Source organism: Ligilactobacillus pobuzihii E100301 = KCTC 13174, from assembly GCF_000349725.1.
GTDB classification, from domain to species: domain Bacteria; phylum Bacillota; class Bacilli; order Lactobacillales; family Lactobacillaceae; genus Ligilactobacillus; species Ligilactobacillus pobuzihii.
In genome coordinates this window covers 3,726-17,424 of the sequence record NZ_KB714688.1, presented here as the reverse complement: position 1 = coordinate 17,424, position 13,699 = coordinate 3,726, and the positions used below count along the sequence as shown (strand labels likewise).

12 protein-coding genes are annotated in these 13,699 nt (G+C 37.9%); 11 read left to right on the top strand and 1 reads right to left on the bottom strand.

Annotated elements, in window-relative coordinates:
* Window positions 1-26: 26 nt before the first annotated feature.
* From zwf to LACPOB_RS0102720, 11 genes are all read left to right on the top strand, one after another.
* Window positions 27-1,502, top strand: a complete 1,476-nt coding sequence (gene zwf / locus LACPOB_RS0102770; protein WP_017867309.1) for a glucose-6-phosphate dehydrogenase — start codon at window positions 27-29, stop codon at window positions 1,500-1,502.
* Between the two features lie 129 nt (window positions 1,503-1,631).
* Window positions 1,632-2,708, top strand: coding sequence for a DNA polymerase IV (gene dinB, locus LACPOB_RS0102765; RefSeq protein ID WP_040532682.1), 1,077 nt, complete (start codon window positions 1,632-1,634; stop codon window positions 2,706-2,708).
* Between the two features lie 170 nt (window positions 2,709-2,878).
* Window positions 2,879-3,844, top strand: coding sequence for a DHH family phosphoesterase (locus LACPOB_RS0102760; protein WP_017867307.1), 966 nt, complete (start codon window positions 2,879-2,881; stop codon window positions 3,842-3,844).
* Window positions 3,834-5,159, top strand: coding sequence for a DEAD/DEAH box helicase (locus tag LACPOB_RS0102755; RefSeq protein WP_017867306.1), 1,326 nt, complete (start codon window positions 3,834-3,836; stop codon window positions 5,157-5,159). Before LACPOB_RS0102760 ends, LACPOB_RS0102755 begins: the two co-directional genes overlap by 11 nt.
* Window positions 5,160-5,577: 418 nt before the next feature.
* Window positions 5,578-8,226: an alanine--tRNA ligase gene (gene alaS / locus LACPOB_RS0102750; protein ID WP_017867305.1), complete on the top strand. Its 2,649-nt coding sequence runs from the start codon at window positions 5,578-5,580 to the stop codon at window positions 8,224-8,226.
* A gap of 140 nt (window positions 8,227-8,366) precedes the next feature.
* A complete protein-coding gene (locus LACPOB_RS0102745) occupies window positions 8,367-8,630 on the top strand; it encodes an IreB family regulatory phosphoprotein (protein ID WP_017867304.1) in 264 nt (87 codons plus the stop codon).
* A complete protein-coding gene (ruvX, locus tag LACPOB_RS0102740; protein WP_017867303.1) occupies window positions 8,630-9,070 on the top strand; it encodes a Holliday junction resolvase RuvX in 441 nt (146 codons plus the stop codon). The genes LACPOB_RS0102745 and ruvX overlap by 1 nt, the downstream gene beginning before the upstream one ends.
* A gap of 17 nt (window positions 9,071-9,087) precedes the next feature.
* Window positions 9,088-9,390, top strand: coding sequence for a DUF1292 domain-containing protein (locus LACPOB_RS0102735; RefSeq protein WP_017867302.1), 303 nt, complete (start codon window positions 9,088-9,090; stop codon window positions 9,388-9,390).
* Between the two features lie 190 nt (window positions 9,391-9,580).
* The gene (locus LACPOB_RS0102730) at window positions 9,581-9,835 is read left to right on the top strand and encodes a cell division protein ZapA (RefSeq protein WP_017867301.1); all 255 of its coding nucleotides are present in this window, start codon (window positions 9,581-9,583) and stop codon (window positions 9,833-9,835) included.
* Window positions 9,836-9,843: 8 nt separating this feature from the next.
* Entirely contained in the window at window positions 9,844-10,359 is a 516-nt protein-coding gene (locus LACPOB_RS0102725) for a CvpA family protein (RefSeq protein ID WP_017867300.1), read from the top strand.
* Window positions 10,360-10,394: 35 nt separating this feature from the next.
* Entirely contained in the window at window positions 10,395-12,755 is a 2,361-nt protein-coding gene (locus tag LACPOB_RS0102720; RefSeq protein WP_017867299.1) for an endonuclease MutS2, read from the top strand.
* 367 nt (window positions 12,756-13,122) lie between these two features.
* Here the strand turns inward: LACPOB_RS0102720 and LACPOB_RS0102715 are convergent, their stop codons facing one another.
* The gene (locus LACPOB_RS0102715) at window positions 13,123-13,605 is read right to left on the bottom strand and encodes a YslB family protein (protein ID WP_017867298.1); all 483 of its coding nucleotides are present in this window, start codon (window positions 13,603-13,605) and stop codon (window positions 13,123-13,125) included.
* Window positions 13,606-13,699 lie beyond the last annotated feature (94 nt).

Sequence of the window (13,699 nt, the reverse complement as noted above, 5' to 3'; positions counted from 1 at the left end):
ATTATAAGAAAGCGGTGCGCAAAAAAATGACAAGTGAACAAAAGGCGTTGTTTATTATTTTCGGTGGGACTGGAGATTTGGCTCAACGTAAATTGTATCCATCTTTGTTCAATTTATATAAACAAGGGTATTTGAAAGAGCATTTTGCAGTTGTCGGAACAGCTCGCCGACCATGGAATGACGAGCGCTATCAAGAAATTGTACGTAACTCAATTTCAGGTATGGAGGTCACCGCAAAACAGGCTAATGAATTTTCGAGTCATTTCTACTATCAAGCACATAATGTTAATGATACAGACCATTATGAAACATTACGAAAATTGGCAGATGAGCTTGATGGAAAATACGAATTAGAAGGAAATCGTGTCTTTTATTTGGCAATGTCTCCACAATTTTTCTCAACAATCTGTCAACATGTTAAAACACAAGGTTTAGTTACCGAAAATGGCTATAATCGTGTTGTGATCGAAAAGCCGTTCGGTCATGATGTCAAAAGTGCGACAGAGTTGAATGAAAGTATTAATCAATATTTCCCCGAAAAAGATGTTTACCGGATCGATCACTACCTGGGTAAAGAAATGATTCAAAGTATCCCTGCGTTGCGTTTTAGTAATAATATTTTCAATGCGCTTTGGAATTACCGGTATATCGATAATATCCAAATTACTTTAAGTGAAGCATTGGGTGTTGAAGAACGTGCTGGATATTATGAAAATGCTGGTGCTTTACGTGATATGGTGCAAAATCATATTTTACAAACTGTTGCCATGTTGACCATGAATGCTCCCACGATGTATACCGATCAAGATATTAGGAAAGAAAAAATCAGTGCATTGAAGGCTTTACGTGTTTATGATAAAAATGGCGTTAAACAAAATTTTGTGCGTGGCCAGTATGGTCCAGGTAATGGGCAAGTCGGTTACCGTGAAGAAAATCAAGTGGCTCCTGATTCACAAACGGAAACCTTTGTTGCCGGGCGGATCTTTGTTGATAATATGAATATGGCAGGCGTACCAATTTATATCAGAACGGGGAAGCGTTTGACTAAAAAAGAAACTCGGATCGATGTTGTGTTTAAAAATGCTCCCTACAATATTTTTGGTAGTGAACCATTGAAGCAAAATATTCTGTCATTTAAGGTTGGGCCAAATCCAGGTATGGAATTACGTTTAAATGGTAAAGAAGTTAATTTTGATCAATATCGGATCCAGAGTATGCATTTACGCCATTCACATGGAGAAAACACTCAATCGAAAATGCCAGTTGGATATGAGAAATTACTCTACGATGTCTTGCAAGGCGATTCAGCTAGTTTTTCGCACTGGGAAGAAGTTTATTACTCTTGGAGATTTGTGGATGCGGTTCGTCAAGCTTGGGATGAAGAAAAGCTTTCACAGGATGAATTTCAAAATTATACTTGCGGTTCGATGGGACCACAAGCCGCAAAAGAGTTGCTTAAAGAAGATGGTAATAAGTGGTATTTTAGGCCTGATGAGAATTAAACAGCTGGTATAATATTTATAAATAGTGCATGTTAAAATGGCAGTGGCAAGGTTTTGTTGCTGTCATTTTTGACTAGAATTTTGAAGGAGGTCAGCAAGGTGGATGATCGGAAAATAGTACACATCGATATGGATGCTTTTTATGCATCGATCGAGATGAGAGATGATCCGAAGTTGGCTTCCTTGCCGCTCGTGATCGCTCGTGATCCGCGTAAAACTGGAGGACATGGAGTCGTAGCTACAGCTAATTACGTTGCCCGTTCTTACGGAGTGCATTCTGCGATGAGTAGTCAAGAGGCTTTAAAATTATGCCCACAAGCATATTTTAAAGATCCAGACTTTAAAAAATATCGGGCAGTATCAAACCAAATCCATGAAATATTTCATGAGTATACTGACTACATTGAACCGATCGCATTCGATGAAGCATATTTGGACATTACTGTTAATAAAAAACAGCTGCATTCGGCTATTCAAACAGCACGCATGATTCAACAAGAAATATTTTCTAAAGTCCATTTGACCTGTTCAGCCGGGGTTTCTTATAATAAATTTTTGGCCAAATTAGCTTCTGATTATCGTAAGCCTGTTGGAATGACAGTGGTTCGTCAAGATGAAGTCCACAATTTTTTATTTCCTTTACCGATCGAAAAGTTTCGAGGGGTGGGTAAAAAAACTGTGCCCAAAATGCATCAGTTAGGAATATTCACTGGCAAAGACTTATATCAACTTAGTTCTGGGGAGCTGATCTCACATTTTGGGAAGATGGGTTATGTTTTATACCAACGTGTACGTGGAGTGGATGAGCGGCCAGTTGAATGGAAAAGAATTAGAAAATCTTTGGGTAACGAGCGAACTTTTGATCAGCCGTTAACGACTTTGGCTTCGGTTGATAATTTTTTAAAGAGAAGTGCTGATCGTTTGTCCAAAGAAGTCGCACTTCAACAAAAGCATGGTAAGACCTTAGTTTTGAAGGTCAGAAATTCAGATTTTGAGACGACGACAAAACGAGTCACACTAGACGACTTCTTCCCTAACCGCAGTGAAACTTTTCAATTTTATGGCAAACAACTTTTAGACCAGATCCAGCCAAATGAACATTATGATATTCGCTTATTGGGGTTAACTTTAACCAATCTAGCTCCCTTAGAATTTGAAAATATTGCCTTACCATTATGGAATAACGCTAGTGATCGTTTAACGTAGTTCATTTGTGTAAAGTGACTTTAAAAATGCTGACTTTTGTATGTGTTACCCAAGAATGTTTTGAAAATCTAGGCCAAAAAATGTATAGTTAAGTGTTAGATAAAAACTGGGGGTAGTTTGTGACCTCAGACATGGGATTTTAAGTAAATAAAAAGCACAAGGAGATTTTTATGTCGACTCAAGAAAAAATAATTGAACAGATCGAAAAATACCAAACCATTATTATTCACCGTCATCAACGTCCAGATCCAGATGCTATCGGTTCTCAATGTGGACTGGCAACTATCATCCGTGACAGTTTTCCTGATAAGACTGTTTATCAGGTTGGATCAAAAGCCAATGGATTGGCCTGGATCGATTCGGAACAAGAAGTACCAGACCAAGCATATCAAAATGCTTTGGTGGTCGTAGTTGATACTGCCAATACCCCACGGGTCGATGATACACGATATACGAAAGGAAAAATGATGATCAAAATTGATCATCATCCAAATGATGATGATTTTGGTGACCTGACCTGGGTCGTTCCTGAAGCTTCAAGTACCTCAGAGTTAATTTTTGATTTAGTGGACTCCTCAAACGGGAAACTGCGACTTTTAAAAGATGCTGCTCGAATGTTATATGCGGGTATCGTTGGGGACACGGGTCGTTTTATGTATGATGCAACGACACCACATACGATGCGTGTAGCCGCTGGATTAATGGAAACTGGTTTTGATGCTGCTAGCGTTAACCGTCAGTTAGATGACATTGAACCAGCTGTAGCTCGGCTTTCAGCCTATGTTTGGGAAAACATGCAGATCACTGTCAATAATGCCGCATATATTGTTTTAACATCTGATATTTTAAACAAGTTTGAGTTGGGAGATGCTGGAACTGCTGGGATCGTACCTTTGTTAGGCAAAGTCTCAACTGTTAAATGTTGGACGATTTTTGTTCAGCAAAAAGATGGTTCTTACCGCTTACGTATTCGTTCAAAAAAGGCGGTCATCAACGAGTTAGCTAAACAATACGGCGGTGGCGGCCATCCGTTAGCTAGTGGGGCAGTTATCAAAGATGACTCTCAAATCTCCGAATTTGTAAAGAAACTAGACCAAATCGCAGCGAGCGATACAGGAGAAAGTAATGACAAATAAATTTTCTGATTATAATTTTAAGCCCTTTATTAAACAGGCTTTAGAGAAATTAAACTTTACGGAGCCGACGGAAGTACAAAAACGGCTCTTGCCGCCGATCATGCATGGTAAAAGTGTCGTCGGCCAAGCACAAACTGGAAGTGGGAAAACGCACGCTTTCTTATTGCCAATTTTTAATACGATCGACTTGACACAACATGAAGTCCAAGCAGTGATCACTACGCCTAGTCGTGAGTTAGCTTATCAAATTTATGATGCTGCCAAACAAATTTCTGCTGAATCGAAACAAGAGATCATGGTAGCTAATTACGTAGGTGGTACCGACAAGAAAAGGCAAGCAGCTAAGCTAGAAAAACATCAGCCTCAAGTTGTGATCGGTACACCAGGACGAATTTTAGATTTGATCAATAGTCATGTTTTAGACATTCATCTGACTAAATATTTTGTAGTTGATGAAGCGGATATGACACTTGACATGGGATTTTTGAAAGAGACAGACGCGATTGCTTCAGCTTTACCACAAGATCTGCAAATGATGGTATTTTCAGCGACGATCCCCGTTAAATTAGAACCTTTCTTGAAGAAGTATATGAATAATCCTGTGATTGAAGTTGTTGAAAATCAAGCTATTATTAGTCCGACAGTACAAAACTGGTTAATCTCAACTAAAGGGCGTGATCGTAATCGCTTGATCTACCAATTACTAACGATTGGCGAACCTTATTTAGTTTTGATCTTTGCAAATACAAAAGAAAGAGTTGACGAACTGACTGAGTATTTACGCAAATGTGGTTTGGAAGTTGCCAAGATCCATGGTGGTTTACAACCACGTGAAAGAAAACGAGTTATGAAAAAGATTCATAATTTGGACTATCAATTTGTTGTTGCCACTGATTTAGCTGCGCGCGGCATTGATATTGAAGGTGTTTCACACGTAATAAACGATGACTTGCCAAATGATTTGGAATTTTTCGTTCATCGTGTCGGTCGGACTGGACGTAATAATATGCCTGGTACCGCCATTACCTTGTATGGACCAGAAGATGATCAAAAAGTTAATGAACTGGAACAAATGGGAATCTCGTTTGCACCGAAAGCTTTGAAAAACGGCGAAATTGTCGATTCTTATGATCGTGAACGTCGAGCTAAACATAAGAAACGTCACGACCCAATGGACCCTTCTTTACGTGGGATGGCTAAAAAAGAAAAAAACAAGCATAAACCCGGTTATAAGAAACGGATCAAAAAAGCAATCAAGAAAGATCAACAGCAAAAACGTCGGATCGAGCAGCGTGCTAAACGGCGGAAAAAATAAACATTCAGACATAGCGTGCAATATTTATAAAGTAAGTGACTGAATTTTTAAGCGAAAGTTTGCTCTGATTGACTTTTAGCGAAAAAATCACTATACTTTTTAGTTGTGAATGATTTAGGGATATATTTATCGTTAGTTCGTTTGAGAGAGGATCCGGTCGGTGCAAGGATCTACGACAGACAATTAAATGCTACCCATGATAAATTTAAATAATAGCTATGAAAAGCACTAAGAGGTTAACGATCAGCATCGTTGCAAGCAAGGTGGTACCGCGCATTTAGCGTCCTTGTTAGCAACGATGTTTTTTGTCCAATTTTAATTTTTGAATTTGATAGTTATTGAATTGGCGATGAATGTTTGTAAGTATACTTAAGGTAAGTTTTTATTTGAAAGATGTAATGCGGAAAGGAATTTTTTTATGAAAGAATTATCTAGTGCACAAATTCGTCAAATGTATTTAGACTTTTTTAAAAGTAAAGGACATGATGTATTAAAAAGTGCTCCTTTAATTCCCAAAGATGACCCGACTTTATTGTGGATCAACTCTGGAGTTGCTACGATGAAAAAATACTTTGATGGCTCCGTTGTACCTAAAAATCACCGTTTGACAAGTTCACAAAAGTCGATCAGAACTAACGATATTGAAAATGTGGGACATACAGCACGCCACCATACTTTGTTTGAAATGTTAGGTAATTTTTCAGTTGGTGATTACTTTAAGGAAGAAGCAATTGCATGGGCTTGGGAACTATTAACCAGCGAAAAATGGTATGCGATGGATCCTGATAGACTCTTCATTACCGTTTATCCTAAGGATCAAGATTCAAAGAAGATCTGGAAAAAAGTTGGTGTTGATCCAACACATATCTATGAAGCTGAAGATAACTTCTGGGATATTGGTCAAGGCCCTTCAGGTCCAGACTCAGAAATATTCTATGACCGTGGTCAAGCTATGAATAATTTATCAGAAGATGATCCAGAAAGTTATCCAGGTGGTGAAAATGAGCGTTATCTTGAAATTTGGAATATCGTCTTTTCAGAATTTAACCATAAACCAGATAACACTTATGAGCCATTGCCACATAAAAACATTGATACGGGGATGGGCTTAGAACGGTTGGTTTCGGTATTCCAACATGCTAAAACTAACTTTGAAACTGACCTATTTATGCCATTGATCGAAAAAACAGCAGAATTCTCAAATGGATATGAATATGGGAAGGATGCGACTGTTGACGTTTCCTTCAAGGTGATCGCCGATCATATTCGGTCGATCACGTTTGCCATTGGTGATGGTGCTTTACCAACAAATGATGGTCGTGGTTATGTGATCCGTCGTTTGATCAGACGCGCAGTTATGCATGGACGCAAATTGGGTATTGAAGATGCATTTTTGTATAAACTCGTGCCAGTTGTTGGTAAAATTATGCAGTCAGCTTATCCGGAAGTGTTAGAACAAGCTGATTATATTAAAAAAGTAGTCCAAGATGAAGAAAATCGTTTCAACGAAACCTTAAAAGACGGTATGGAATTAATGGGACAACTCATTAATGAAACTAAGGAAAAAGGCCTGGATACTATTTCCGGTAAGCCAGTGTTCAAGTTGTACGATACCTATGGTTTTCCGGTAGAGTTAACGGAAGAATTTGCGGCCGATAACGACTTAAAGGTCGACCAAGCTGGTTTTAAAAAAGAGATGCAGGCGCAAAAGGACCGTGCGCGGGCTGCACGCAGTGATGCGAAGTCGATGGGGGTCCAAGATGCATTGCTGACTGACATTAAAACGCCTAGTGAATATGTCGGCTATGATTCTTTGAGTGCAACTGGTGTTTTAAAAGACATCATTGTCAAAGGAAAAGTGTTGAATAAAATTTCCGATGGACGTGCACGATTGATTTTCTCACAAACTCCGTTTTATGCTGAAATGGGAGGTCAGGTCGCTGATACAGGAGTTATCAAAAATTCAACTGGTGAAGTCGTCGCAAAAGTGACTGATGTCCAACATGCGCCTAATGGTCAGAACTTGCACACAGTCGAGGTCAGATCAGCGATGGTTTCTGGCGAAGAATATCAATTAGAAGTTGATATTAAACGACACAATAAAGTTAAAAAGAATCATACAGCTACTCACTTGTTAGACCAAGCTTTACGTGATGTTTTAGGTGAGCATACGCATCAGGCTGGTTCTTTAGTTGAACCAACTTATCTTCGTTTTGACTTTACCAATATGGGTAATGTGACTGATGAACAATTATCGCAAGTTGAACAGATCGTTAATGAAAAAATTTGGGAAAATATTGCGGTAACAACGACGGTCACCGATTTAGAATCCGCTAAGAAAATGGGTGCGATCGCTTTATTCTCAGAAAAATATGGAGATGTGGTCCGTGTTGTTTCTGCTGGTGATTATTCACGTGAATTTTGTGGTGGTAACCATGTTGAAAATACAAGCGAGATCGGCTTATTTAAGATCATTTCCGAATCAGGGATCGGTGCTGGTACGCGTCGGATCGAGGCTGTAACTGCCCGCGAAGCTTTTGAATACCTCGAAGGGCAAAATAATTTGTTACAAACAATTGCTGTAGATCTAAAAATAGCTAAGACTAAAGATGTCCCTGCAAAAGTTGAAAGTTTGTTAGATAATGTTAAACAATTAGAAAATAAGGTACAAAGTTTGGAAGATAAATTTGCTAGTCAGCAAGCAGAAAACATCTGGGAAAATGTTCAACAAGCGGGTGGCCATACGGTAGTTGCTGCACAGGTCAATGTCTCAGGTATGAATCAGTTGCGACAATTAGCTGATCAATGGAAGGCAAAAGAAATTTCTGATGTTTTGATTTTAGCTACTAAAGCTGGTGAAAAAAAGGTCAACTTGTTGACAGCAATGTCTGCTAATACTGTTACAAAAGGGCTTAAAGCTGGCGATTTGATTAAAAATATTGCACCGATTGTTGGCGGTGGCGGCGGTGGCCGTCCAGACTTAGCACAAGCCGGTGGGAAAAAGCCAGCTGGTATATCAGAGGCCTTAAAACAAGGTGTTCAATGGATTGCAGAACAAGAAAGGTAATTTTATACTGGACAAATAGATTTCATTTCTATCTCTAAATGATTACGTCTTGGTTACAAGTTGCACATTTCATTGTTACACACTCGATGTTTTAGTAAAATTGTAGTAGGAGTAACTGTTAACGCGGAGGTGCAGGAAATATGAGTTCGTTGGATGAAACGAGATACTTTGATTTTAATGACAATGACCCTAGAGATGTCCATGATACTCTTGAAATAGTTTATCGGTCATTAGAAGAAAAGGGATATAACCCGATCAATCAGATCGTTGGATATTTATTGTCAGGTGATCCTGCCTATATTCCACGATTAAATGATGCGCGCAATTTAATCCGTAAACATGAACGTGATGAGATAGTTGAGGAACTGGTGCGTTCGTATTTAAATAAGGAGGATCAACGCTAGTGTCACGAATTATGGGCCTAGATGTCGGCTCGAAGACAGTCGGTGTAGCAGTTAGTGATCAGTTAGGCTGGACTGCTCAAGGCGTAGAGATCATTAAAATCGATGAGGAAAATGAACAATTTGGCTTAGAACGTGTGGCCGAATTAGTCGACCAATACGAAGTCACTGGCTTTGTTGTGGGTTTACCTAAAAATATGAACAACACGCTCGGACCACGAGTTGATGCTAGTCAAGCTTATGGGGAACGTTTGAAAGGACGATTTGGTTTTCCGGTAGATTATCAGGACGAACGTTTAACGACAGTCGAAGCGGAAAGAATGTTAGTCGAGCAAGCTGATGCTTCACGTAAAAAGCGTAAAAAGGTGATCGATAAATTAGCTGCAAGCTTGATTTTACAAAATTACTTGGATGGTCACGGGAAATTACTACAAAATCTCTAAGAAATGAGGCGTTCTTAATGAGTGAAGAACAAAATAATACTGAAAATAAAATCACTTTAGTTGATGATAATGGAAATGAGACTGAATATGATATTTTATTTACCTTTGATTCAAAAGATTATGGTAAGTCTTACATCCTTTTGATCCCGACTGATTCTGAACCGGAAGAACAAGTTGATGTTTCAGCTTTTTCTTTTGATCCTAATGAAGAAAATAGTGAAAATGGGGACATTGATTTAGTAGAAATTGATGATGATGATGAATGGCAAATGGTTGAAGATGTATTAGATACATTTTTAAATGATGAAAATATGCAATGATCATAGGTTGAATTAATGAGCAATAAGAACAGCTAAAGCCGATTTCAAGGTTTTAGTTGTTTTTTTATCTAGGTTAATGTTAATCGTAGGAGTTGAATTTCGATTAAAAATCAGGCATTAAGCTTAAAGCGTGAAAAAATTATGCTAAAATGAAATTTGTGTATTAAATTGGGGGATTGGAGGAGCTAGGATGGCTGCAAATAAAAAAAGATTTAAGTTAAAAATAGCCAATAAAAATTATGTTGTGATCGGGGATAGTACGCCAGAGCATATGCGTGCCGTCTCACATTTAGTAAATGAGCAGCTGACTGAGATCATGAGTGAAAATGTTAGTCGAGAAGATGCGGCTGTTTTATTAGCGATCAATGCTGTTTCCGACCAATTAAGAAAGCAAAAAGAATTAGATGATATTAAGGATAAAAAATCACATGATGGTGAACAGTAGGTGAGTATATGTTAGTTTCGCTGATAATTCTACTGATTTTAGTCTTAGGTTTTCGCTATGGTTATAAGCGCGGTTTAATACAGACTCTGATCAGTGTGGTTGGCTATGTAGTAGTATTCCTTTTATCCTTATATTTATCTGGTCCATTTGGAGACTTTTTAACCAAATATATGCCTGCATTAGACCAGAGCGCAAGTAATGCTGGTACTGTTACGATGATCTTTTATCGGGTATTGGCATTTTGGATCATTGCTATTTTTGGCGGGATCATACTCAGGGTAGTTACGCAGACATTTACTTCGATCACAAAATTACCAGTGATTTCACAAGTGAATCGTCTGGCTGGTGGTTTGGCGTGGTTAATTATTTTTTATATTATTGTATTTTTTGCTTTATTGTTATTGACTACTAGTCCAACATCACAAGTACAGGATTCGTTAACGAGTTCACCAGTTGCAGAATTTATTATAAAAGAAACGCCTGTTTTTTCAAAAGATATCTGGGAAAATTGGCTGAATAGATAGTTATTAAAGTTGGTTAAATAAGAGAGGTGGAAAAAATGAATGAGAAAAGTCTGAACACATTAGAGTATTTTAAAATCAAGCAACAAGCGCAGCAATATTTAGTTACAGACCTAGGAAAAAAAGAGCTGAAACATCTCAGTCCGTATATAAATAAGACTGAAATTGAAGCGGCATTGGATGAAACTAAAGATGCAGCAGATATTTTGCGCTTACAAGGTGGAATACCTCTACCAAAAATCGTTGATGTCAAGCCGTTCTTGAAAAGATTAGATATCGGGGCGACTCTTAGTGCCAAAGAACTAGCAGCAGTTGGAAAGATTTTACGTGTTACTAACGAAGTGCGTCGCTTTTTTAGGGACTTGCAAGATGATGAAGTGGATTTGACTAAACTTTACGAAACAGCATTTGAATTAGAAACGCTACCACAAGTTACTAAAAAATTAGCTTTGTCGGTCGAAAACGATGGACATGTGACTGATGATGCTTCTAGTTTATTGAAGAGTTTGCGTCGACAGATAATTACCACTGAACAAAGCATTCGTGATACTTTGGCTGAATTTACGCGTGGAAAGTCTGCCAAATATTTAAGTGAAGCGGTTGTAACTATTCGGCAAGATCGTTATGTTATACCGGTTAAGGCAGAATACCGTAATGTTTTTGGTGGTCAAGTTTATGATCAAAGTGCTAGTGGGCAAACCTTGTTTATTGAGCCCAAACAAGTTGTTTCTTTAAATAACCGTTTGTCTCAACAAGAAGCTGCGCAAAATGAAGAAATCCGCCGAATCTTACGCGAACTTTCAGAGTTGATCGCACCTTATACAGCTGAAATCGAAGCTAACGCCAAACTACTGGGGCATTTGGATCTCGCAAACGCTAAGGCAGTCTATGCTAAAAATATAGGTGCGACCGAACCTGCTATTACGGATGAACAGTTCTTGTATTTTAGACATGCATGGCATCCCTTGTTGGACCTAAAAAAAGCAGTTAAAAATGATATTATGCTTGGCCAGGATTTTAAAACAATGCTGATCACTGGACCAAATACAGGTGGGAAGACAATTACCTTGAAGACGATCGGTTTGATCCAGTTAATGGGACAATCCGGTTTCTTTATTCCTGCTGGTGAGGGCAGTCGGATCGGTATTTTTGATGAGATTTTTGCTGATATTGGTGATGAACAATCAATTGAACAAAATTTGAGTACCTTTTCGTCACATATGACAAATATCGTTAGTTTTTTGGATAAAATTACACCACATTCACTAGTTTTATTTGATGAGTTAGGTTCAGGGACTGATCCACAAGAAGGGGCTGCACTTGCTATTGCAATTTTGGATGATGTAGCTGCTAAAGGAAGTTACGTAGTTGCTACCACTCATTATCCCGAGTTAAAAGTTTATGGATATGAACGACCTGAAACAGTCAATGCTTCGGTTGAGTTTGATAGCATGACCTTAGAACCGACTTATAAATTGCTGATCGGTGTACCTGGTCGGAGTAACGCTTTGGATATTTCTAGTCGTTTAGGTTTGCCACAAACAATAATTGATTCAGCTTCACAATTCGTTTCAAAAGATAGTCAAGATCTGAATAATATGATTGGTGATTTGGTGCAAAAAAGGCATGATGTAGAAGAAGAAAAAATTCATACGCAGCAGTATTTAAAAGAATCTGAGCAATTGCACTCAGACCTTGAAAAAGCATATGCAGCTTTAAATGAGCAACGTGATCAATTATTAGAAAAAGCTAAACAAAAGTCAAATGATATGGTGAATGAAACATCTAAAAAAGCTGATCAAATTATTGCTGACTTACGTCAAATGCGTCTTTCAGGCGGGTCTAATATTAAAGAAAATGAGTTGATAGATGCAAAAGGGCAAATCAATCAACTTCATCAGCCTGAGAATTTAAAGAAGAATAAAGTCTTGAAACGTGCTAAGCAAAAACATGATCTTCACCCAAATGATGATGTATTGGTTAAAACTTATGGGCAAAAAGGTGTTTTACTTCGTAAAGCGGGTAATCATGAATGGGAAGTTCAGATCGGGATCTTGAAAATGAAAATCAACGAAAATGACTTGGAAAAGATCTCTGTACCCGATGAAAATGCTAAAGGAAACCGAACATCTGTTAAACGGACTGCTAGCAGTGGTATTTCTACTAGTCTTGATTTGAGAGGGCAACGTTATGAAGAGGCGTTGACTAATGTTGATCGTTATCTGGATAGTGCACAGTTAGCGGGATATTCTACTGTGACTTTGATTCATGGAAAGGGTACAGGTTCATTGCGTTCAGGAATCACTCAATATTTAAAGAATAATCGAGCGGTTAAAAATTTTGAATATGCTTCGCCTAATGCAGGAGGAAATGGTGCTACGGTCGTTCATTTAAAATAAAAACCAATGCTTAAACGGTTAATGCTAAAAAGCTGATTTCTTATCTTTGAATACAAAAGGGGTTGAGACATAACCAGCTGTGCGATTCTAAAAGGGCCTTCGATCTATCCCATTAAATGGGTTAAATCGAAGGCCCTTAAACGTGTGCCAAAAGATTGAAGCTTCACTGTAACAACGATTGAGTTACTCTGGTTTTGCACTTTGCTACGCTCCAAAATAACACAATCATCGTTACAAGTTGGGTTCAAAACATCTTTTGTTTCACTCTCATTAAATATCTTAATATTATCAGCGGAAATATACGGAATAGACTTTTAAATTCAAACATCTGATTTATTTACTGAAATAATAAAGTCTAATTTCACAATTACTGATCTTCATTTTCTAAAAGATTAATAATGTTATCTTGCTCAAGCTCTTCGTGTTTTCCATGACTATCCCAGTCAATTTTGACTAAAATAGTGACAATATCTTTTTTAGTACTCGTGACTATGGCTTCTGTTAAATTACCTAATTGATTTTGAATAGTTTCTGCAAGAAAACCAGCTTCTAATAAAAAATTGGCATTGTTTGATAATTGTAATCTGGTTTGAATAACTGGACCAGAAAGTTCAAATGTTTGTGTGCTTTTTTGGGATTTAACACGTTTTAATTCTCCCCAGCCAGCTTTATCAAAGAATACAGACAATTCCTCGTCTTTGTTCAACACAAAATCACGGGCTAATTTTTTGCCCGCCCAATACAAGATGTTGCCATCCTTACCAGTGAGGGCAGGAATCAAATCATCACGGAGAAGTGTGGTCGAAAAATTTTGTGTACTTGCTGAAATATCGAAAAATTTTTTTGACATCAATTTTTGCTCCTTTAGGTTACTGATTTACATTATACATGCATTTATTCTATGAAACCAAAAGAAATTTTTTTGTTTTTTTGTTTTTTTAGAA

What these genes read in the sequence shown, in the direction of transcription:
- LACPOB_RS0102760 (WP_017867307.1), top strand. Translation starts at nt 2,879, where the DNA reads ATGTCGACTCAAGAAAAAATAATTGAACAGATCGAAAAATACCAAACC.
- LACPOB_RS0102720 (WP_017867299.1), top strand. Translation starts at nt 10,395, where the DNA reads ATGAATGAGAAAAGTCTGAACACATTAGAGTATTTTAAAATCAAGCAA.
- LACPOB_RS0102730 (WP_017867301.1), top strand. Translation starts at nt 9,581, where the DNA reads ATGGCTGCAAATAAAAAAAGATTTAAGTTAAAAATAGCCAATAAAAAT.
- LACPOB_RS0102715 (WP_017867298.1), bottom strand. Translation starts at nt 13,605, where the DNA reads ATGTCAAAAAAATTTTTCGATATTTCAGCAAGTACACAAAATTTTTCG.
- LACPOB_RS0102735 (WP_017867302.1), top strand. Translation starts at nt 9,088, where the DNA reads ATGAGTGAAGAACAAAATAATACTGAAAATAAAATCACTTTAGTTGAT.
- LACPOB_RS0102745 (WP_017867304.1), top strand. Translation starts at nt 8,367, where the DNA reads ATGAGTTCGTTGGATGAAACGAGATACTTTGATTTTAATGACAATGAC.
- dinB (WP_040532682.1), top strand. Translation starts at nt 1,632, where the DNA reads ATGGATGCTTTTTATGCATCGATCGAGATGAGAGATGATCCGAAGTTG.
- alaS (WP_017867305.1), top strand. Translation starts at nt 5,578, where the DNA reads ATGAAAGAATTATCTAGTGCACAAATTCGTCAAATGTATTTAGACTTT.
- LACPOB_RS0102725 (WP_017867300.1), top strand. Translation starts at nt 9,844, where the DNA reads ATGTTAGTTTCGCTGATAATTCTACTGATTTTAGTCTTAGGTTTTCGC.
- zwf (WP_017867309.1), top strand. Translation starts at nt 27, where the DNA reads ATGACAAGTGAACAAAAGGCGTTGTTTATTATTTTCGGTGGGACTGGA.
- LACPOB_RS0102755 (WP_017867306.1), top strand. Translation starts at nt 3,834, where the DNA reads ATGACAAATAAATTTTCTGATTATAATTTTAAGCCCTTTATTAAACAG.